The organism is Pseudacidovorax intermedius, assembly GCF_003350475.1.
Lineage (GTDB): Bacteria > Pseudomonadota > Gammaproteobacteria > Burkholderiales > Burkholderiaceae_C > Xenophilus > Xenophilus intermedius.
The window spans coordinates 271,691-291,661 of sequence record NZ_QQAV01000008.1; the positions used below are offsets into that span (position 1 = coordinate 271,691).

Annotated in this window: 19 protein-coding genes; 17 read left to right on the forward strand and 2 right to left on the reverse strand. The window is 65.7% G+C overall.

The window, feature by feature from the left end:
• Genes DFR41_RS19645 through DFR41_RS19680 form a run of 8 tightly spaced genes read left to right on the forward strand, consistent with a single transcriptional unit; the run spans position 1 to position 7,353 of the window.
• Positions 1-642, forward strand: a complete 642-nt coding sequence (locus DFR41_RS19645) for an NADH-quinone oxidoreductase subunit J (RefSeq protein ID WP_114803977.1) — start codon at positions 1-3, stop codon at positions 640-642.
• The gene (nuoK, locus tag DFR41_RS19650) at positions 642-950 is read left to right on the forward strand and encodes an NADH-quinone oxidoreductase subunit NuoK (protein WP_017756922.1); all 309 of its coding nucleotides are present in this window, start codon (positions 642-644) and stop codon (positions 948-950) included. The genes DFR41_RS19645 and nuoK overlap by 1 nt, the downstream gene beginning before the upstream one ends.
• Before the next feature lie 2 nt (positions 951-952).
• Positions 953-2,986 carry an NADH-quinone oxidoreductase subunit L gene (nuoL, locus tag DFR41_RS19655; protein WP_114803978.1) on the forward strand — a complete coding sequence of 678 codons (2,034 nt, stop codon included), beginning with the start codon at positions 953-955 and terminating at the stop codon, positions 2,984-2,986.
• Between the two features lie 22 nt (positions 2,987-3,008).
• Complete coding sequence (locus DFR41_RS19660) at positions 3,009-4,484, forward strand: NADH-quinone oxidoreductase subunit M (RefSeq protein WP_114803979.1); 1,476 nt, start codon at positions 3,009-3,011, stop codon at positions 4,482-4,484.
• A 28-nt stretch (positions 4,485-4,512) separates the two neighbouring features.
• Complete coding sequence (nuoN, locus tag DFR41_RS19665) at positions 4,513-6,000, forward strand: NADH-quinone oxidoreductase subunit NuoN (RefSeq protein ID WP_114803980.1); 1,488 nt, start codon at positions 4,513-4,515, stop codon at positions 5,998-6,000.
• Between the two features lie 7 nt (positions 6,001-6,007).
• On the forward strand, positions 6,008-6,316 hold the full coding sequence (locus DFR41_RS19670; RefSeq protein WP_017756918.1) for a DUF2818 family protein: 309 nt from the start codon (positions 6,008-6,010) through the stop codon (positions 6,314-6,316).
• Between the two features lie 3 nt (positions 6,317-6,319).
• Entirely contained in the window at positions 6,320-6,913 is a 594-nt protein-coding gene (locus tag DFR41_RS19675; protein WP_017756917.1) for an NUDIX domain-containing protein, read from the forward strand.
• On the forward strand, positions 6,910-7,353 hold the full coding sequence (locus DFR41_RS19680; protein WP_114803981.1) for a DUF1178 family protein: 444 nt from the start codon (positions 6,910-6,912) through the stop codon (positions 7,351-7,353). Before DFR41_RS19675 ends, DFR41_RS19680 begins: the two co-directional genes overlap by 4 nt.
• Before the next feature lie 151 nt (positions 7,354-7,504).
• Here the strand turns inward: DFR41_RS19680 and DFR41_RS19685 are convergent, their stop codons facing one another.
• Positions 7,505-9,193: an ABC transporter transmembrane domain-containing protein gene (locus DFR41_RS19685; protein ID WP_425326713.1), complete on the reverse strand. Its 1,689-nt coding sequence runs from the start codon at positions 9,191-9,193 to the stop codon at positions 7,505-7,507.
• A gap of 188 nt (positions 9,194-9,381) precedes the next feature.
• On the opposite strand from DFR41_RS19685, the gene DFR41_RS19690 reads away from it, so the two are divergent.
• The 9 genes from DFR41_RS19690 to DFR41_RS19730 all read left to right on the forward strand — a co-directional run bounded on the left by DFR41_RS19690 (position 9,382) and on the right by DFR41_RS19730 (position 19,481).
• On the forward strand, positions 9,382-9,927 hold the full coding sequence (locus DFR41_RS19690) for a MarR family winged helix-turn-helix transcriptional regulator (protein ID WP_017756914.1): 546 nt from the start codon (positions 9,382-9,384) through the stop codon (positions 9,925-9,927).
• Positions 9,924-11,414, forward strand: a complete 1,491-nt coding sequence (locus tag DFR41_RS19695) for an efflux transporter outer membrane subunit (protein WP_114803983.1) — start codon at positions 9,924-9,926, stop codon at positions 11,412-11,414. Before DFR41_RS19690 ends, DFR41_RS19695 begins: the two co-directional genes overlap by 4 nt.
• Before the next feature lie 35 nt (positions 11,415-11,449).
• Entirely contained in the window at positions 11,450-12,796 is a 1,347-nt protein-coding gene (locus DFR41_RS19700) for an HlyD/EmrA/EmrK family protein (protein ID WP_017761168.1), read from the forward strand.
• A 21-nt stretch (positions 12,797-12,817) separates the two neighbouring features.
• Positions 12,818-14,386, forward strand: coding sequence for a DHA2 family efflux MFS transporter permease subunit (locus DFR41_RS19705; protein ID WP_017761169.1), 1,569 nt, complete (start codon positions 12,818-12,820; stop codon positions 14,384-14,386).
• Between the two features lie 332 nt (positions 14,387-14,718).
• Positions 14,719-15,489, forward strand: a complete 771-nt coding sequence (locus DFR41_RS19710; protein WP_017761170.1) for an ABC transporter ATP-binding protein — start codon at positions 14,719-14,721, stop codon at positions 15,487-15,489.
• A 77-nt stretch (positions 15,490-15,566) separates the two neighbouring features.
• A complete protein-coding gene (locus DFR41_RS19715) occupies positions 15,567-16,277 on the forward strand; it encodes an ABC transporter ATP-binding protein (protein ID WP_114803984.1) in 711 nt (236 codons plus the stop codon).
• Positions 16,278-16,320: 43 nt separating this feature from the next.
• Positions 16,321-17,514, forward strand: a complete 1,194-nt coding sequence (locus DFR41_RS19720) for an ABC transporter substrate-binding protein (protein ID WP_017761172.1) — start codon at positions 16,321-16,323, stop codon at positions 17,512-17,514.
• 96 nt (positions 17,515-17,610) lie between these two features.
• Entirely contained in the window at positions 17,611-18,486 is an 876-nt protein-coding gene (locus tag DFR41_RS19725; RefSeq protein ID WP_114803985.1) for a branched-chain amino acid ABC transporter permease, read from the forward strand.
• 17 nt (positions 18,487-18,503) lie between these two features.
• Positions 18,504-19,481, forward strand: coding sequence for a branched-chain amino acid ABC transporter permease (locus DFR41_RS19730; RefSeq protein ID WP_017761174.1), 978 nt, complete (start codon positions 18,504-18,506; stop codon positions 19,479-19,481).
• 133 nt (positions 19,482-19,614) lie between these two features.
• Here DFR41_RS19730 and DFR41_RS27895 read toward each other — a convergent pair.
• On the reverse strand, positions 19,615-19,971 hold a 357-nt coding region (locus DFR41_RS27895; protein WP_211322629.1), incomplete at its 5' end, for a hypothetical protein.

The window sequence follows — 19,971 nt, forward strand, 5'->3', positions numbered from 1 at the left end:
ATGGACGCCAAGACCGGCTTCTTCTACCTGTTCTCGGTCGTGCTGCTCTTTGCAGCCTTCCGGGTCGTGACCGCCCGCAATCCCGTGCATGCGGTGCTGTACCTGATGCTCGCCTTCTCGCAGGCCTCGGCCGTGTGGCTTCTGCTCAAGGCCGAGTTCCTGGCCATCGTGCTCGTGCTGGTGTACCTCGGCGCGGTGATGGTGCTCTTCCTCTTCGTGGTGATGATGCTCGACCTCAACGTCGATCACCTGCGCCAGAACTTCTGGAAGCACTTTCCGCTGGCCGCGCTGGTGGGTGTGGTGATCGCCCTCGAGATGGCCTATGTGCTGATGGGCGGCTTCCGCCTTCAGACCTCCGCGGCCGACGCCGTGGCGGCGACGAGCCAGGTGTCCAACACCAAGGCCCTGGGCCTGCTGCTCTACAGCGAATACGTCTATCCGGTGCAGGTCGCCGCCGTGATCCTGGTCGTGGCCATGATCGCCGCCATTGCGCTGACGCTGCGCCGTCGCAAGGACACGCGCTACGTCGACGTCAAGGACCAGATCCATGTGAAGGCCAGCGACCGCCTGCAGGTGGTCAAGGTGGCGCCCACCCAGGCCCCGCAACCCGCCGCGCCGGTCGCGGAAGGGGAGAGCAAGTGATGACATTGACCCTCGGCCACTACCTGTCGCTTGGCGCCATCCTGTTCGCGATGGCCGTCATCGGCATCTTCCTGAACCGCAAGAACCTCATCGTGCTGCTGATGTGCATCGAGCTGATGCTGCTGGCGGTCAACATGAACTTCGTCGCCTTCTCCTCCTACCTGGGCGACATGCACGGACAGATCTTCGTGTTCTTCATCCTCACCGTGGCAGCGGCCGAATCGGCCATCGGCCTGGCACTGCTCGTGCTGCTGTTCCGCAACAAGTCGACCATCAACGTCGATGAACTCGACGCGCTGAAGGGATAACGATGGCCACGACCTTGTCTGCATCCACCCTGCTGGCGGTCCCGCTGGCGCCGCTGGTCGGTTGCGTGCTCGCCGGCATCCTCGGCACGCAGTTCGGCGGCAACCGCATCGGCCGCGCCGCCTCGCATTCGCTGACCATCCTCGGCGTGTTGATCGCCTTCGTGCTGTCGGCCATGACGCTCTACAGCGTGGCCGTCGACGGCGCCCGCTTCAACGCCACCATCTACGAATGGATGGTCGTCGGCGGCCTGAAGATGGAAGTCGGTTTCATGATCGACAGCCTGACGGCCATGATGATGTGCGTCGTCACCTTCGTGTCGCTGATGGTGCACGTCTACACCATCGGCTACATGGAAGAGGACGAAGGCTACAACCGCTTCTTCGCCTACATCTCGCTCTTCACCTTTTCCATGCTGATGCTGGTGATGAGCAACAACCTGCTGCAGCTGTTCTTCGGCTGGGAGGCGGTGGGTCTGGTGTCGTACCTGCTGATCGGCTTCTGGTACAACAAGCCGACGGCGATCTTCGCCAACATGAAGGCCTTCCTGGTCAACCGCGTGGGCGACTTCGGCTTCATCCTCGGCATCGGCCTGATCGCGGCCTACACGGGCACGCTCAACTACACCGAGATCTTTGCCAAGTCGGGTGAGCTGGGCAAGTTGGGCTTTCCGGGCACCGACTGGATGCTGATCACCGTGATCTGCATCTGCCTGTTCATCGGTGCGATGGGCAAGAGCGCGCAGTTCCCGCTGCACGTGTGGCTGCCGGACTCGATGGAAGGCCCGACGCCCATCTCCGCGCTGATCCACGCCGCCACGATGGTGACCGCCGGCATCTTCATGGTGTCGCGCATGTCGCCGCTGTTCGAGCTGTCGGACACGGCCCTGAACTTCATCCTGGTGATCGGTTCGATCACGGCGCTGTTCATGGGCTTCCTGGGCATCATCCAGAACGACATCAAGCGCGTGGTGGCCTATTCGACGCTGTCGCAGCTGGGCTACATGACCGTGGCGCTGGGCGTGTCGGCCTACCCGGTCGCCGTGTTCCACCTGATGACGCACGCCTTCTTCAAGGCGCTGCTGTTCCTCGGTGCCGGCTCGGTCATCATGGGCATGCACCACAACCAGGACATCCGCTGGATGGGCGGCGTGCGCAAGTACATGCCCATCACCTGGATCACCTTCCTGCTGGCCTCCCTGGCCCTGATCGGCACGCCCTTCTTCTCGGGCTTCTATTCCAAGGACGCCATCATCGAGGCGGTGCACGCCAGCCATCTGCCGGCGGCGGGCTTCGCCTACTTCTCGGTGGTCGCCGGCGTGTTCGTCACGGCCTTCTATTCGTTCCGCCTCTACTTCCTGGTCTTCCACGGCAAGGAGCGCTACGACCAGAACCCGGACGCGCACCATGACGACGCGCATGGCCACGGCCACGACGACCATCACGGCCATGGCCACCACGAGCCGCACGAGTCGCCCAAGGTGGTGACGGTGCCGCTGCTGCTGCTGATGATCCCGTCGGTGGTGATCGGCTTCTTCACGCTGATGCCGATGCTGAACAGCTTCTTTGAGGGCGTGATCTTCGTCGACGTGGCGCGCCACCCCGCGATGGCCGAACTGCGCGAGGACATCCACGGCCCGGTCGCCATGGCCCTGCATTCGCTGACCAGCCTGCCGCTGTGGCTGGCCATCGCCGGCGTGGCCCTGTCGTACTACATGTACATGGTCAACCCGGCGCTGCCGGCGGCCATCAAGCGCGCTTGCATGCCGATCTACAACCTGCTCGAGAACAAGTACTACCTCGACTGGATCAACGAGAACATCCTGGCCCGTGGTGCCCGTGCGCTGGGCACCGGCCTCTGGAAGGGTGGCGACCAGGCCGTCATCGATGGCGCGCTGGTCAACGGCTCGTGGAAGCTGGTGGGCCGCATCTCGGCGGCCATCCGCTGGATCCAGTCCGGCTACATCTATCACTACGCCTTCGCGATGCTGCTGGGGGTGTTCCTTCTCATGACGTACTTCGTCTGGTTCAAGCGCTGACGCGGGCTGGAGAACAAGAAAAATGGGTTTGCTGAGCCTTGCCATCTGGCTGCCGATCGTGATCGGTGCCTTGCTGCTGGCGTTCGGGCGGGACGACCAGGCGCGCTTCGTGCGCTGGGCGGCACTCGTCGGGTCGGTGGCGAGCTTCCTCGTCACCATTCCGGTGTACACGCGCTTCCAGACCGGCACCGCCGCGATGCAGTTCGTCGAGCGCGCGCCGTGGATTGAGCGCTTCAACATCAACTACCACCTGGGCGTCGATGGCCTGTCGATGTGGTTCGTGCTGCTCACGGCCTTCATCACCGTGATCGTCGTGATCTCGGCCTGGGAGGTGATCACCGAGCGCGTCAACCAGTACATGGGCGCGTTCCTGATCCTGTCGGGCCTGATGATCGGCGTCTTCGCCGCGCTCGACGGCATGCTGTTCTACGTGTTCTTCGAGGCCACGCTGATCCCGATGTATCTGATCATCGGCATCTGGGGCGGCCCGAACCGGATCTACGCGGCCTTCAAGTTCTTCCTGTACACGCTGCTCGGCTCGCTGCTGATGCTGGTGGCGCTGGTGTACCTGTACCGTGCTTCGGGCGGCAGCTTCGACATCGCCACCTGGCATCGGACACCCCTGGGCTCGACGGCGCAGACGCTGATCTTTTTTGCTTTCTTCGCGGCCTTCGCCGTGAAGGTGCCGATGTGGCCCGTGCACACCTGGCTGCCTGATGTGCACGTGGAAGCGCCCACCGGCGGCTCCGCCGTGCTGGCCGCCATCATGCTGAAGCTGGGTGCCTACGGCTTCCTGCGCTTCTCGATGCCGATTGCCCCCGACGCGGCCCGCGAGTGGGCCTGGCTGATGATCGCGTTGTCGATCGTGGCCGTGATCTATGTGGGCCTGGTGGCCATGGTCCAGCGCGACATGAAGAAGCTGGTGGCCTATTCGTCGGTCGCCCACATGGGCTTCGTGACGCTGGGCTTCTTCATCTTCAATCCGCTCGGCGTGGCTGGCGGCATCGTGCAGATGATCGCCCACGGCTTCGTGTCGGGCGCCATGTTCCTGTCCATCGGCGTGCTGTACGACCGCATGCACTCGCGCCAGATCGCCGACTACGGTGGGGTGGTCAACGTCATGCCCAAGTTCTCGGCCTTCGCGCTGCTGTTCGCCATGGCCAACTGCGGCCTGCCTGCCACCGCCGGCTTCGTGGGCGAATGGATGGTGATCCTGGGCGCCGTGAAGGCCAACTTCTGGATCGGCCTGATGGCTGCCACCGCGCTGATCTTCGGCGCCGCCTACACCCTGTGGATGTACAAGCGCGTGTACCTGGGCCCCATCGGCAACGACCACGTGAAGGAACTGACGGACATCAACGGCCGCGAGTTCTTCATGCTCGCCGTGCTGGCGGTGGCCGTGCTGTGGATGGGCCTCGATCCCAAGCCCTTCACCGATGTGATGGATGCTTCGGTTGCCGAGTTGCTGCGTCACGTGGCTGCCTCCAAGCTGCCCTGATCCGAGTCCACGCAGATAAGAGAACGAGATGATTGACAAACTCAGCTGGGCGGCTGTCTACCCCGAGATCCTGCTTCTGGTGATGGCATGCGTCATCACTTTGTTCGACCTGCGCGTGAAGAGCGCGCACCGCACAGCCACACATTTGCTGACGCTTCTGACGCTGGCGGCCACGGCGCTGCTGACCGGGATGAGTGCGGTGGCTGGTCACACCTTCCATGGCTTCGGCGGCATGGTGGTGAGCGATCCCATGAGCAACTGGCTCAAGTGCTTTTCGGCGATCGCGTTGATGGTGACCCTGGTCTATGGCCGACCCTACGCCGCTGATCGCCAGATGCTGCGCGGCGGCGAGATGTTCACGCTCAGCCTGTTCTCGCTGCTGGGCATGTTCGTGATGATCTCGGGCAGCAACTTCCTGATGATCTACCTGGGCCTGGAACTGCTGACGCTGTCCAGCTACGCCCTGGTGGCCCTGCGCCGCGACCACGCCACCGCCAGCGAAGCCGCGATGAAGTACTTCGTGCTCGGCGCTATGGCGAGCGGTTTCCTGCTGTATGGCATGTCGATGATGTACGGCGCCACCGGCTCGCTGGACGTCAACGAGGTCTTCAAGAGCATCGCCAGCAGCAAGGTGAACCACCAGGTGCTGGTGTTCGGCCTGGTGTTCATCGTCGCCGGCCTGGCCTTCAAGCTGGGTGCCGCGCCCTTCCACATGTGGCTGCCGGACGTCTACCACGGCGCGCCCACTGCCGTGACGTTGCTGATCGGCGCCGCGCCCGAGTTGGCCGCCTTCGCCATCGTCATCCGCCTGCTGGTGGAAGGCATGCTGCCGCTCGCCTTCGACTGGCAGCAGATGCTGGCCGTGCTTGCCGTCGCCTCGCTGCTGGTGGGCAATCTGGCCGCCGTGGCGCAGACCAACCTCAAGCGCATGCTGGCGTACTCGACCATCGCGCAGATGGGCTTCGTGCTGCTCGGTCTGGTGGCTGGCGTGATCGATGGCAACACGCTCAACGCCCAGTACGCCTACAGCGCCTCGATGTTCTACATCGTCACCTACGTGCTGACCACGCTGGCCAGCTTCGGCATCATCCTGCTGCTGGCCCGCGAAGGCTTCGAGAGCGAGGAGATCTCCGACCTGGCCGGCCTCAACCAGCGCAGCCCGCTGTATGCCGGCGTGATGGCCATCGCCATGTTCTCGCTGGCCGGCATTCCGCCGCTGGTCGGCTTCTATGCCAAGCTGGCGGTGCTGCAGGCGCTGCTGGCTTCGGGGCAGGGCGTGTACATCGGTCTGGCGGTGTTCGCCGTGATCATGTCGCTGATCGGCGCCTTCTACTACCTGCGCGTGGTGAAGGTGATGTACTTCGACGCGCCGCTGACGGCCACCACGGTGGCGGCACCGCGCGACGTTCGGGCCGTGCTGTCGGTCAACGGCGCCCTGATCCTGATCCTGGGCATCCTGCCCGGCGGCTTGATGACCCTGTGTGCCCGGGCCATCGTGGCCACGCTGGGCAACTGATCGCGCTGTGGGCAGCAACGCATCGGCCTGGGTCGTCCTCGGCGTTGCGCTGGTCCTGGCCAACCTGCCTTTCCTGAACGAGCGGCTGTTCGCCGTGCTGCCCTGGCGCACGGAGGTCAAGCCGCTCGCGGTGCGTCTGGGCGAACTGGTGCTGTGCTATCTGCTGGCCGGCATGGTCGGCAGGCTCTTCGAGGGCAAGCAGGGCATGGTGGCGGCGCAGGGCTGGGAGTTCTATGCGGTGACGGCCGCCTTCTTCCTGGTGCTCGCCTTTCCGGGCTTCATCTGGCGCTACCTCCTCAAACGCAAAGGACACTGAACCGTGACCGCTGACATCGCCCACCTGGAAGAAAAGAAGGTCGCGTCGGAGCCGCTGTTCGAGGGGCGGTTCCTGCGCGCATACCGTGACACGGTCGCGCTGCCCGACGGCGGGACCGCGACGCGCGAGTACGTCATCCACCCGGGCGCGGTGGTGGTCATTCCGCTGCTGGATGACGGACGTGTCGTGCTCGAGCGCCAGTTCCGATACCCCGTGGGCCAGGTCATGGTCGAGTTCCCGGCCGGTAAGCTCGACGCCGGCGAGGATCCTCTGGTGTGCGGGCAGCGCGAACTGCTGGAAGAAACCGGCTACCGCGCCCGCGAGTGGGCCAAGGCCGGGGTGATGCACCTGGCCGTGGCCTACTCGACGGAGGTCATCCACATCTACTTCGCGCGCGGCCTGAGTGCCGGCGATCGCAAACTCGACCAGGGCGAGTTCCTCGACGTGTTCACAGCAGCGCCCGCGGATCTGCTGGGCTGGTGCCGTGATGGCACGGTGACGGATGCCAAGACGCTGGCCTGTTCGGTCTGGATGCAGAACGTGCTTTCCTGCAACTGGGCACTGGAATGGCGGGCTGCGGATAATTCCGCGCCATGAAGGTCCTGAATCTGCGTTGTGCCCATGGCCACGGTTTCGAGGGCTGGTTCGGCTCCGACTCGGAGTTCGAGACCCAGCGCGACGGTGGCCAGGTCGAATGCCCGCTTTGTGGTGACAAGGCCATTGTCAAAGGCCTGAGCGCACCGCGTCTCAACCTCGGCGCCGGCCGCGAGGCGCTGCCGGCCGAAGTGCAGCCCCAACTACCGCCGGAGCAGACCCCGGAAGCCCGCTGGATGCGCGCCGTCCGGGAGGTGCTGGCCAGGACCGAAGACGTGGGCGACCGGTTTGCGCGGGAAGCGCGGCGCATGCATCACGGCGAGGTGGAAGAGCGCGGAATCCGCGGCCAAGCCACGCCCGAGGAGACCGCCGCTTTGCTGGAGGAAGGCATTGCGGTGTTGCCGCTGCCGCTGCCGCCTGCACTTAAGGAAACCTTGCAGTAGGCTTGTGGATCGATGCGCGGTCGCCCAACCAGGCTGTTGCACCGCGCTCGCCACCGATGACTCAGTCCGCCGTGTGCGGGCTTTGTTGTGTCTGGGCGACGCCGCATTGGCGCGAAGTGCGGGATTCCCGAAACGGGGTGCGGCAGCAGGCTCAGGCCGTGAACTGCAGCGCCGCCAGCTTGGCGTAGCTGCCGCCGCGGGCGATCAATTCGGCATGGGTGCCTTGTTCGACGATGGCGCCGTGGTCCAGCACCACGATGCGGTCGGCCCTTTGCACCGTCGCAAGGCGGTGGGCAATGACCAGCGTGGTACGACCCTCCATTGCCGATTCGAGGGCGGCCTGAACGACCCGTTCGCTTTCCGCATCGAGCGCCGAGGTGGCCTCGTCCAGCAGCAGCAGCGGTGGTGCCTTCAGGATGGCGCGTGCAATCGAGAGACGCTGCTTCTGCCCCCCCGACAGGCGCACGCCGCGTTCCCCCAGGAAGGTGTGGAAGCCGTCGGGCAGGGCGTCGATGAAGCCCTCGGCGTGCGCAAGGCGGGCCGCATGCCGGACTTCGGCCTCCGTCGCGTCGGGCCGGCCATAGCGAATGTTCTCGAGCGCCGTGGTCGAGAAGATCACGGCGTCCTGCGGCACCAGGCCGATGCGTCCCCGAAGGTCATCCAGCGCAAATCGACGCAGCGACTGACCGTCCAGCCGGATGTCGCCGGTCTGCGGATCGAAGAAGCGCAGCAGCAGTTGGAACACGGTGCTCTTGCCCGCGCCGCTCTCGCCCACCAGGGCCACGGTTTCGCCAGGCGCCACGTCGAGCGAGAAGTGGCGCAGGGCCGCCGTGCCCGGACGTGAGGGGTAATAGAAGCCGACATCCTCCAGCACCACCTGGGCGCCTGCGGAGGCGGGTGGCGCGGCCTGCGCGGCCTCCGGCGACGAAATGGCGATGGGCGCGTGCAGCAGTTCCATCAGCCGTTCGGTGGCGCCGGCCGCGCGCAGCAGGTCGCCGTAGACCTCGCCCAACACGGCCAGCGCGCTCGCCAGGATGACCACGTAGACCACCGTCTGGCCCATGTGGCCGGGACTGATCTCGCCCCGCAGCACGGCCTGCGTGCCGGCGTAAAGGCCCCAGAGCAAGGCGGCCGAGGTGGCAATGATGATGAAGGCGACCAGCACGGCCCGCGCCTTGGTGCGCCGCACGGCCGTCTCGAAGGCCGCCTGGGTGGAGCCGGCAAAGCGCTCGGCCTCGCGGGTCTCGGCCGTGTAGCTTTGCACGACCGGAATGGCATTGAGCACCTCGGCCGCGATGGCGCTGGCGTCGGCCACGCGGTCCTGGCTGGCTCGGGAGAGCCGCCGGACCCGGCGACCGAAGGCCATGGCCGGCAGCACGACGAGCACGAGCACCAGCGCCACCTGGGCCATCAGCCAGGGATTGGTCCAGATCAGCATGGCCAGCGCGCCGACGCCCATGACCGCATTGCGCAAGCCCATGCTGAGAGAAGAGCCCACCACGGTCTGGACCAGCGTCGTGTCGCCCGTGAGGCGCGACAGCACCTCGCCGGTCTGGGTGGTCTCGAAGAACTGCGGGCTCTGTTGCAGCACGCGACCGTAGACGGCGGTGCGTACGTCGGCCGTGATGCGCTCGCCCAGCCAACTCACCGTGTAGAAGCGCGCGGCAGAGAAGAGCCCCAGCGCGATCGCCACGCCGAACAGGGCCAGGAAGTGCTCGCGCAGTGCCATCACCTGATCGCCGGGTGCCTTGGGTGCGAGACCGGCGTCGATCAGGCCGCGAAGCGCGATGGGAAACACCAGGGTCGTGACCGCCGCCATGACCAGGAACAGAGCCGCCATCGCAATCTGGAGGCGGTAGGGGCGAAGAAAGGGCGCCAGGCCGGCGAGCGAGCGGGGGGAGCTTTTGGCGTTCTTCACAGGAGTGCGGGCAATCGCGGCGCAGTGGCCGGGCGGCGCGGATTCTAACGAGACCTTGCCGCCCCAGAATCAGCCTTGACAATATTTGACGAGGCAAATAATATCCGCCCATGTCCAAATCAGAGACGACTCCGCCCGGCGGCACCGCCGGGCCGCCGCCCGTGGATTTCTATCGGGCCGAGAGCTACACCGCCGAGGAAAGCCTGGGCTACGCAATGAAGCGCATCCTGACCTGCGTGTCGCAGGCGGTCGAAAGCGAACTGGTCGAGCCTGGCGGCCCGACCTATCCGCAGTGGGTGCCCCTGCACAAGCTGCACATGGGCAGCGCTGGCACGGTGGCCGAACTGGCCCGTGAGTGCCAACTGGACACCGGTGCCATGACGCGTCTGCTGGATCGGCTCGAAGCCAAGGGGCTGGTGCGCCGGGTGCGCTCGCAGGAGGACCGGCGGGTCGTCAACCTCGAATTGACGCCCGAAGGCCTGAGTGCCGCCCAGAAGGTGCCGGCCGTGCTCAGCCGGGTCCACAACGAGATGCTCGCCGGCTTCACGCAGGTGGAGTGGGAGCAGCTCAAGGATTACCTGAACCGCATCCTGGGGAACGCCCAGAGAAAGCAGGCCGCATGCCATCGGGCATCGGGCCAAGGAGTTTCGCGATGACTTTTTCTTCGACCCAGGGCCGCGAGGGCCGTCCGGCGCTGATGGCGGTGGGCCTGGCGGTTGCGTTGCTGGCCGCGGGCTGTGCCGACACCGCAGGCATCGCCTCCCATGCCCGCATGCGGAATGCGGCGCAGGCGGGCGTGCCGGCGACCGCGCAGCCGGCCAACGATTTCGTGCAGGTCGACGCGCAGTGGTGGCATGCCTTCGGCGATGCCCAACTCGACACGCTCGAGCAGCAGGCCCTGACGGCCAGCCCCAGCCTGCAGGTGGCCCAGGCTCGGGTCGCCAAGGCGCTCGCGGCGACCGGCGTGGCCGAAGCAGCCGGGCGGCCGCAACTCAGCGGCGACGCCCAACTGCTGCGACAGCGCTATAGCGAGAACTACATCTATGGCGCGCTCGGCGGCACGGTACAGGAAAACGGCACGCTGCAGCTCAATGGCAGTTGGGAGCTGGACTTCTTCGGCCGCAACCGCGCGGCCATCCAGGCTGCGGTCGGCAGTGCACGCGCCGCGCAGGCCGATGCCCAGGCGGCCCGCATCCTGCTGACCACCAATGTGGCGCGCAGCTACATCCAGTGGGCGCGGCTGGAGGCGCAGCGCGATGTCGCCCGCCGCACACTGGCCCAGCGCGAGGAGACGCTGCGCCTGGTGCGGGATCGCGTGTCGGCCGGCCTGGACACCCAGCTGGAGCAGCGGCAGAGCGAAGGCGGGCTGCCCGAGGCACGCCAGCAGATCGAGGTGCTGAACGAGCAGATCGAGAACGCCCGGCATGCACTCGATGCGCTGGTGGCCGTGCCCGACGCCACCCGTGGTCTTGCGCCACCCGTACTGGCGTCGTTGCGAGCGGTGCCGCTCGCCACGCAGATTCCCGCCGACCTGCTCGCCCGCCGCCCTGACGTGGCGGCTGCCCGGTGGCGCGTCGAGGCGGCGGCGAGCGACGAGGAGAGCGCCCGCGCCCAGTTCTATCCCAACATCAATCTGACCGCCTTCGTCGGCACGCAGTCCATCGGATTCGACAAGCTGCTCAAGTCGGGCAGCCTGCAATGGGGCGTGGGGCCCGCGCTGCATCTGCCCATCTTCGAGGGCGGGCGCCTGCGAGCCAACCTGGGTGGCAAGGCGGCCGACCACGACGCGGCCATTGAAAGCTACAACGGGGCCGTGATCGATGCCGTGCACGAGGTGGCCGACCAGGTCGCCAGCGCGCGGTCGATCGGCCGGCAGCAGGTCGAGCAAGGCAATGCGCAACGCGCCGCCGAGGACGCCTACCACATCGCCCTGCAGCGCTATCAGGCAGGACTGGGCACGTACCTGAATGTGCTCACCGCCGAGACGGCGGTGCTCACCCAGCGCCGCCAAGCGGTGGACCTCGCGGCCCGGGCGCTCGATACCCAGGCCTCGCTTGCTCGCGCCCTGGGTGGCGGCTGGGCCGGCGACGCCCCCGCGGCCGCGCAGACGGCCGCCCTCAACGAATCCGCCGCGGCGCGCTGAGACGCAGCGCCCGCCCGTCCGCAAGGAGCCAGACCATGAACGACAACATTGCTTCTTCTTCCCAGGCCGCCGACGAGAAGGCGCCCAACACCCGTCGCCGCAAGGCGCTGACGACCCTGGCCGCGGTGGTGGTGGTGGCTGGCGCCGGCTGGGCCGCCTACGAGTGGCTGGTCGCGAGCCATTACGAATCCACCGACAACGCCTATGTCCAGGGCAACATCATCCAGATCACGCCGCAGGTGGCTGGCACGGTGATGAGCATCGCAGCCGACGAGACCGACTACGTCAAGCAGGGCCAGCCGCTGGTGCAACTGGACCCGGCCGACGCCCAGGTGGCGCTCTCCCAGGCGGAGGCTGCACTGGGGCAGGCCGTGCGGCAGGCGCGCACGCTGTACGTCAACAACGGTTCGCTGGCCGCGCAGGTCAACCTGCGCCAAGCCGATGTGGTGAAGGCCCAGGCCGACGTCGCCCGTGCACAGGACGACCTGCAGCGCCGGCGCTCGCTCACCGGCAATGGCGCGGTCTCGAAGGAAGAGCTGAGCCATGCCGAGACGGCAGTCGCCAACGCCCGCAGCGCGCTGGCGGCTGCACAAGCGGGCGTTGCGGCGGCCCGCGAGCAACTGGCCAGCAACCGTTCGCTGACCGAAGGCACCACGGTCGAGGAACACCCCAGCGTCCAGGCCGCCGCTGCAAAGGTGCGCGAAGCCTGGCTGGCGACGCAGCGCGTCGCGCTGCCTGCGCCGGTCGATGGTTACGTGGCCAAGCGCACGGTCCAACTGGGCCAGCGCGTGGCGCCGGGCGCCCCGCTCATGTCCATCGTGCCATTGGGCCAGTTGTGGGTCGACGCGAACTTCAAGGAAAGCCAGTTGCGCAACATCCGCATCGACCAGCCCGTGACGCTGACGGCCGACGTGTACGGCAAGAAGGTGGTCTACCACGGCAAGGTCGCCGGCCTTGGCGTCGGCACGGGTGCTGCGTTTGCGCTGCTGCCGGCGCAGAACGCCACCGGCAACTGGATCAAGGTGGTGCAACGCGTACCGGTGCGCGTCAGCCTGGACGTCAACGAGCTGAAGGCCAATCCGCTGCGCGTCGGCCTGTCGATGGACGCAGAAGTCGACGTGGCCAACAGCACCGGCAAGATGCTCGCCGATGCGCCGCGCGCCGCCGACTTCGCATCGACCCAGGTCTACAACGGACAGGACGATGGTGCCGAGAAGGCCGTGCAGCGGATCATCGCGGCCAACCTTGGACGGCCGGTGCCGGCTTCGGCCAGCTCGGCCCCGGCCGGTGCCAAGCCGGCCGCAGCCTCGCCGTCGAGCCAGGCTGCCGAGGGCGGCGCCCGCCACGCGCTGCAGGCTTCGGCCGCCCAGCGCCCGCTCTGATCGCCGCCAGGAATTTCATCCATGGCTGCTTCTGAGCCGAAGGCGGCCCCGGTCGCCATTGCGCCACTGGAGGGCTCGGCGCGCGTGCTGGGCACCATTGCCCTATCAGCCGCCACCTTCATGAATGTGCTGGACACGTCCATCGCGAACGTGTCGCTGCCCGCCATCTCGGGTGACCTGGGCGTCAGCCCGACGCAGGGCACCTGGGTCATCACCAGCTTCGGCGTGGCCAATGCCATCGCCGTGCCGCTCACCGGCTTCCTGACGCAGCGCTTCGGTCAGGTGCGGCTGTTCATGGCCAGCGTGCTGCTGTTCGTGCTGAGCTCGTGGCTGTGCGGCATGGCCCCCAACATGACGATGCTGATCGCCTTCCGGGCGCTGCAGGGCTTCGTTGCGGGGCCGATGATCCCGCTTTCGCAGACGCTGTTGCTGTCGAGCTATCCACGGGCCAAGGCGGGCCTGGCCATGGCGATGTGGTCCATCACCACGCTCGTGGCGCCGGTGATGGGGCCGCTGCTGGGCGGCTGGATCACCGACAACATCTCGTGGCCCTGGATCTTCTTCATCAACGTGCCGGTCGGCCTGTTGGCGGCGTCGGTCACCTGGAGCATCTACCGCAAGCGCGAGACGCCCACGCGGCACGTGCCCATCGACGCCATCGGCCTTGGTCTGCTGGTGGCCTGGGTGGGTGCGCTGCAGCTGATGCTGGACAAGGGCAAGGAGCTCGACTGGTTCCATTCCGGCGAGATCATTGCGCTGGCGGTCGTGGCCGTCGTGGGCTTTGCGTTCTTCCTGGCATGGGAGTTGACTGAGAAGCATCCGGTGGTCGACCTGTCGCTCTTCAAGCGCCGCAACTTCTGGTCGGGGGCGCTCGCCACGTCGGTGGGTTACGGCCTGTTCTTCGGGAACGTGGTGATCCTGCCGCTGTGGCTGCAGCAGTACATGGGCTACACGGCGACGAGCGCGGGCATGGTGCTGGCGCCGGTCGGCCTGTTCGCCATCGTGCTGTCGCCCATGGTCGGCCTCACGGTGGGCAAGGTCGATCCGCGTTACTACGCGACCATGTCCTTCATCGTGTTCGCGCTGGTGGTGTGGATGCGCTCGCACTTCACCACGCAGACGGACTTCGAGACGATCATGATCCCGACGCTCATCCAGGGTATCGCGATGGCCTTCTTCTTCATCCCGTTGGTGACCATCACGCTGTCCGGGCTGCCTCCGGAGCGCATTCCCGCGGCGTCGGGGTTGTCGAATTTTGCGCGCATCACGGCAGGCGCGATGGGCACCTCGATCTCGACCACGCTGTGGGAGAACCGCGCGGCGCTGCACCATGCGCAACTGGCCGAAGCCGTCAACCCGAGCAGCCCCGCCGCGAGTGCAACCCTGTCGATGTTCGGCAATGCCGGTTTCAGCGCCGAGCAGGCGCTGGCGCAGATCAATCGGCTGGCGGACCAACAGTCCTTCATGCTGGCCACGGCGGATCTGTTCTATGCGTCGGCGGTGCTCTTCATCCTGCTGATCCCGATCATCTGGATCGCGCGGCCCGCCAGGGGCGCAGCAGGAAGCGACGCGGCGGCAGGCGCCCACTGAAGACGAGGCGGGGCCCCGTCGGCCGCGCCGCGTTACGCGAAACGGACAAGACAACGCCCGCCGGCAGCCACGCCGGCGGGCGTTGTCGCATGCGCGGCATGGAGCTGCTCACCCGTGGGCGTGGCCGTGGCTCCCAAGGAATGGTCTGGGCCCGCGCTGCGGCGCTTTTCGCGCATTGCACTGCAGCATCCGCATTTGCCCCAGTAGCAGCCGAGGGAGCCGCTGCCAACAATGCGCCAACGTTCGAGGCTTGCGATGCAGGCTCCCCTGGCACGACAACGACGGAGACGCATGACCCCAAGATTCGATGCGCAGCGGCAGGAGGCCCGCCGATGAGCGACATCATTCTCGAGACGCGGCAGCTCACCAAGGAGTTCAAGGGCTTCACTGCGGTCAGCAAGGTCGACCTCCGGGTCCAGCGGGGCGCGATCCATGCACTGATCGGCCCCAACGGTGCCGGCAAGACCACCTGCTTCAACCTGCTCACCAAGTTCCTGGAGCCGACGTCGGGCACGATCCTGTTCAACGCGCTCGACATCACCCGAGAGCGGCCGGCACAGATCGCACGCCGGGGCATCATCCGCTCCTTCCAGATCTCGGCGGTCTTCCCGCACCTGACCGTGCTGGAGAACGTGCGGCTCGCCCTGCAACGGGCGCTTGGGACCTCCTTCCACTTCTGGAAGAGCGACCGCACGCTCGTCCCACTGAATGCCCGGGCACGTGAGCTCCTGGCCGAGGTCGGCCTGGAGGCCATGGCCGACGACCTGGCGGTGAACCTTCCCTATGGGCGCAAGCGTGCCCTCGAGATCGCAACCACGCTGGCCATGGAGCCTGAGTTGATGCTGCTGGACGAACCCACGCAGGGCATGGGCCATGAGGACGTGCATCGCGTCGCCGAGTTGATCAAGCGCGTGTCCGCCGGGCGCACCATCCTGATGGTCGAGCACAACATGAGCGTGGTCTCGACCATCGCCGACACCATCACCGTGCTTCAGCGCGGTGCCGTTCTGGCCGAAGGACCTTATTCCGCCGTGTCGCGCAATCCCCAGGTCATGGAAGCCTACATGGGCACCACCGACGGCCAGCTGCAAGGAGCCCACTGAATGCGCGAGTCCTCGTTGCCTCACGCGGGTTGGGTACGTGATCCGGCTGCAGCATGCGCAGCCACGAAGGAGCGTTCATGACCACGCCCGCATTGGCCATCGAAGGCCTGCATGCCTGGTATGGCGAGTCGCATGTGCTGCATGGCGTGGACCTTCATGTGAACCCTGGCGAGGTCGTCACCTTGCTGGGCCGCAATGGTGCCGGCCGCACGTCCACGCTGCGTGCCATCATGGGCCTGACCGGCGCCCGCAAGGGCAGCATCCGGGTCGGCGGACAGGAGACGATCGGGCTGCCCACGCACCGAATCGCCCATCATGGCATCGGCTACTGCCCCGAGGAGCGGGGCATCTTTGCCAGTCTGTCGGCGGAGGAAAACCTCCTGCTGCCGCCCCCACTCAAAGGGGTGGGCGCCGGCATGTCGGTGGACGAGATCTACGCCATGTTCCCCAACCTGGCGGAGCGTCGCCATAGCCAGGGGACACGCCTCTCCGGCGGCGAGCAGCAGATGCTGGCTGTCGCGCGCATCCTGCGCACGGGGGCCCGGCTGTTACTGCTTGACGAGATCTCGGAAGGCCTCGCCCCCGTCATCGTGCAGGCCCTCGCCCGCATGATCACTACGCTGCGCGCCAAGGGCTACACGGTGCTCATGGTCGAACAGAACTTCCGCTTCGCGGCGCCGCTGGCCGACCGCTTCTATGTCATGGAGCATGGCCGCGTCGTCGAGTCCTTCGATGCAGCCCAGCTCGACGCCAAGATGCCGCTGCTCAACGAGTTGCTCGGCGTGTGATGCACCCCACACGCGTTCCGATTTCACCCCTAGGAGACACACCATGAAGATCACCCTTACCCGTGTTGCGACGGCTGTCCTGGCGCTGGGCCTTGCCGCACCGGTGCTCGCGCAGGAAAAGGTCAAGATCGGCCTCGTCACCGACATGTCGAGCCTTTACTCGGATGTGGAAGGCAAGGGCGGAGCGACGGCGATCCAGATGGCCATCGACGATTTCGGCGGCAAGGCACTTGGCCAGCCGATCGAGCTGCTGACTGCGGATCACCAGAACAAGGCGGACATCGCCGCATCCAAGGCGCGCGAGTGGATCGACACCGCGGGTGTGACGATGGTCTTCGGTGGCACCAACTCCGGCACGGCGCTCGCCACGGCCAAGGTGGCGGCCGAGAAGAAGCGGGTGTACTTCAACAACGGCGCGGCGACGTCCGCCCTCACCAACGAGCAGTGCACGCCCTACACGGTGCACTATGCCTACGACACGGTCGCGCTGGCCAAGGGCACCGGCGCAGCGGTGGTCGACCAGGGCGGCAAGAGCTGGTTCTTCCTGACGGCCGACTATGCATTCGGGCACGCGCTCGAGGCGGACACCACCAAGGTCATCAAGGAGAAGGGCGGTACCGTGGTCGGCTCCGTGCGCACGCCGCTCAACGCCAGCGACTTCTCGTCCTTCCTGCTGCAGGCGCAGAACTCCAAGGCGCAGATCCTGGGCCTGGCCAACGCGGGAGGCGACACCATCAACTCCATCAAAGCCGCCAAGGAGTTCGGCATCGACAAGACGATGAAGACGGCGGGGCTGCTGGTCTTCCTGTCCGACATCCACAGCCTGGGCCTCAAGAACACCGAGGGCCTGCTGCACACCACCAGCTGGTACTGGGATATGAACGACGACTCTCGCAAGTGGGCGCAGCGCTTCTTCGACAAGACCAAGCGCATGCCCACGGACATCCAGGCGGCCGACTATTCGGCGACGATGACGTACCTCAAGGCTGTCGAGGCTGCCAAGACCACCGACTCCGACAAGGTGATGGAGCAACTCAAGAAGATGACCATCAGCGACTTCTACGCCAAGGGCCAGATCCGCGCCGATGGCCGCTTCGTGCATGACATGTACCTGGTCGAGGCCAAGAAGCCCTCGGAATCGAAGCGGCCCTGGGACTACCTCAAGGTCGTCAAGACGCTGCCGGGCGATCAGGTCTTCACCACCAAGGCCGAGAGCAAGTGCGCTCTCTGGAAGTGATGGACGCGCGCGGCTGAATCATCAGCTCGTCCCGCCGGTTTCTTGTGCCGGGTCTCCCGTGCGGGCCCGGTCGGCAGTCTCTTCCAGCGCCATGACATGACCGTTTCCCTTCCTGCCTTGCTGAGCCAGCTGTTGCTGGGGCTTGTCAACGGATCGTTCTATGCGATCCTGAGCCTCGGCCTTGCCGTGATCTTTGGGTTGCTCAACGTCATCAACTTCGCCCATGGCGCGCTGTTCATGCTCGGCGCCGTCCTGAGTTGGGCGGCGATGAACTACTTCGGCATCGGCTACTGGTGGATGCTGATCCTGGCGCCGTTGATCGTCGGGCTGCTGGGCGTCGTCATCGAGCGGCTGCTGCTTCGCTGGATCTACAAGCTCGACCATCTCTATGGATTGCTGCTGACTTTGGGACTCACGCTGCTGGTGGAAGGTGTCGTTCGGTCCTTCTATGGCGTCTCCGGTCTGCAGTACGACGCGCCGGATCAGCTGTCCGGTGCCACCAACCTGGGCTTCATGATCCTGCCCAACTATCGGGCCTGGGTCGTTGTGGCTTCGCTCGTGGTGTGCCTGGCCACCTGGTTCGTGATCGAGAAGACCCGTCTGGGCGCCTACCTACGGGCGGGTACAGAGAACCCGCGGTTGGTCGAGGCCTTTGGCGTCAACGTGCCGTTGATGATCACGCTCACCTACGGCTTTGGTGTCGCGCTGGCCGCGTTCGCGGGTGTCCTGGCGGCACCCGTCATACAGGTGTCTCCGCTGATGGGGCAGAACCTGATCATCGTGGTGTTTGCCGTGGTCGTCATTGGCGGGATGGGCTCGATCATGGGCGCAATCCTCACCGGACTCGGCTTGGGCGTCATCGAAGGCTTGACGAAGGTCTTCTATCCCGAGGCCTCTTCCACTGTGGTGTTCGTGATCATGGTCGTGGTGCTGCTGCTGCGTCCCGCAGGCCTGTTCGGCAAGGAAAAGTAGCAAAGGTGTCGCTCGCAATGAACTCCAGATCCACCTTGGGCTATGGCCTGTTGCTGGCGGCGTTGGTGGCCGCACCGTGGCTGGGCGCCTACCCGGTCTTCGTGATGAAGCTCATGTGCTTCGCGCTGTTTGCCGCGGCTTTCAATCTCTTGCTGGGGTATACGGGCCTGCTGTCGTTCGGGCACGCTGCCTTTCTTGGCGGTTCTGCCTACGTGGCCGGTCATGCGATCAAGGTCTGGGGGCTGACCCCCGAACTGGGGTTGCTGCTCGGGACAGCGGTGGGCGCGGCGCTCGGCTGGGTCTTCGGCATGCTGGCGATTCGTCGACAGGGGATCTACTTCGCAATGATCACGCTGGCGCTGGCCCAGATGGTCTACTTCTTTGCGCTGCAGGCACCGTTCACGGGCGGCGAGGACGGCCTGCAGGGCGTGCCACGTGGAAAGCTGTTCGGCGTGCTCAGTCTGCAGAGCGACCTGACGATGTATTACGTGGCACTTGTTGTCGTGGCCCTGGCGTTCGCGCTGATTGTGCGCACGGTGCACTCGCCGTTCGGCCAACTGCTCAAGGGGATCAAGGAGAACGAGGCGAGGGCGCTTTCCCTTGGTTATGACGTTGGCCGTGTGAAACTGTTGGCCTTCGTGATCTCCGCCGCGCTTTCGGGTCTGGCCGGCGCACTCAAGACGGTCGTCCTTGGATTTGCCACGCTGACCGATGTGCACTGGTCCTCGTCGGGCTCCGTCATTCTGATGACGCTGCTCGGCGGCCTGGGCACGTTGTCGGGCCCGCTGGTCGGCGCCACGGTGGTGGTGGCGCTGGAGAACAAGATCGGTGAGTTGGGCAATCTTCTTGCGTCGGTGACAAAGGTTGACTGGTTCAGCACCCTCGGAGAGTCCGTGACGATCGTGACCGGGCTGATCTTCATGGTCTGCGTTCTCGCATTCCGACGCGGCATCATGGGCGAGGTGATCGCCTTCCGGAGCCGCAAGCGGCGATAGCTACTCCGTGCTTCGGGAAGAGCCGCGCGGACGAATGGTGGGGGGGCGCTTTGGCAGCATCCTTCATATCTCACATGAGAACCCGCGTGCGAGCCGCAGTTGCCTAGCAACGTGACTCCACGCATGAATCTCTTCAGCGAGTTGGCGACACTGGGGCGCCACTCAGCTTGGCGCCCTGACAGGCGTGACAAAGAATTTTGTCGGCGGCTTGCTTCCCAGTCGAAAACCCTCGTATACTGGCTGGCTCGCTGACTGACACGCAGTTTTGTAGCTGAGTTTGGCTGGTGAGGGGTTTGAGGTAGTGACGGCGGCTTCTGAGAAAAAAAGAAGTTGCGCTTTTAGAAAAAAGCGTGTCATAATCGAGGGCTCGACACAAGGCGGCGAAGTTAGTAGCTAATGAGTGTTGCGGGTGGTTGGTCGAGTAGGTTGCTTCGGTGGCTTGCGAGACGAAAGACCCGAAAGTTTGACAGGTCTTTATAAAAACTGTCAT

Coding starts and splice junctions, on each gene's coding strand:
- DFR41_RS19645 (WP_114803977.1), top strand. CDS start 1: ATGGACGCCAAGACCGGCTTCTTCTACCTGTTCTCGGTCGTGCTGCTC.
- nuoK (WP_017756922.1), top strand. CDS start 642: ATGACATTGACCCTCGGCCACTACCTGTCGCTTGGCGCCATCCTGTTC.
- nuoL (WP_114803978.1), top strand. CDS start 953: ATGGCCACGACCTTGTCTGCATCCACCCTGCTGGCGGTCCCGCTGGCG.
- DFR41_RS19660 (WP_114803979.1), top strand. CDS start 3,009: ATGGGTTTGCTGAGCCTTGCCATCTGGCTGCCGATCGTGATCGGTGCC.
- nuoN (WP_114803980.1), top strand. CDS start 4,513: ATGATTGACAAACTCAGCTGGGCGGCTGTCTACCCCGAGATCCTGCTT.
- DFR41_RS19680 (WP_114803981.1), top strand. CDS start 6,910: ATGAAGGTCCTGAATCTGCGTTGTGCCCATGGCCACGGTTTCGAGGGC.
- DFR41_RS19685 (WP_425326713.1), bottom strand. CDS start 9,193: ATGGCGGCTCTGTTCCTGGTCATGGCGGCGGTCACGACCCTGGTGTTT.
- DFR41_RS19690 (WP_017756914.1), top strand. CDS start 9,382: ATGTCCAAATCAGAGACGACTCCGCCCGGCGGCACCGCCGGGCCGCCG.
- DFR41_RS19695 (WP_114803983.1), top strand. CDS start 9,924: ATGACTTTTTCTTCGACCCAGGGCCGCGAGGGCCGTCCGGCGCTGATG.
- DFR41_RS19700 (WP_017761168.1), top strand. CDS start 11,450: ATGAACGACAACATTGCTTCTTCTTCCCAGGCCGCCGACGAGAAGGCG.
- DFR41_RS19705 (WP_017761169.1), top strand. CDS start 12,818: ATGGCTGCTTCTGAGCCGAAGGCGGCCCCGGTCGCCATTGCGCCACTG.
- DFR41_RS19710 (WP_017761170.1), top strand. CDS start 14,719: ATGAGCGACATCATTCTCGAGACGCGGCAGCTCACCAAGGAGTTCAAG.
- DFR41_RS19715 (WP_114803984.1), top strand. CDS start 15,567: ATGACCACGCCCGCATTGGCCATCGAAGGCCTGCATGCCTGGTATGGC.
- DFR41_RS19720 (WP_017761172.1), top strand. CDS start 16,321: ATGAAGATCACCCTTACCCGTGTTGCGACGGCTGTCCTGGCGCTGGGC.
- DFR41_RS19725 (WP_114803985.1), top strand. CDS start 17,611: ATGACCGTTTCCCTTCCTGCCTTGCTGAGCCAGCTGTTGCTGGGGCTT.
- DFR41_RS19730 (WP_017761174.1), top strand. CDS start 18,504: ATGAACTCCAGATCCACCTTGGGCTATGGCCTGTTGCTGGCGGCGTTG.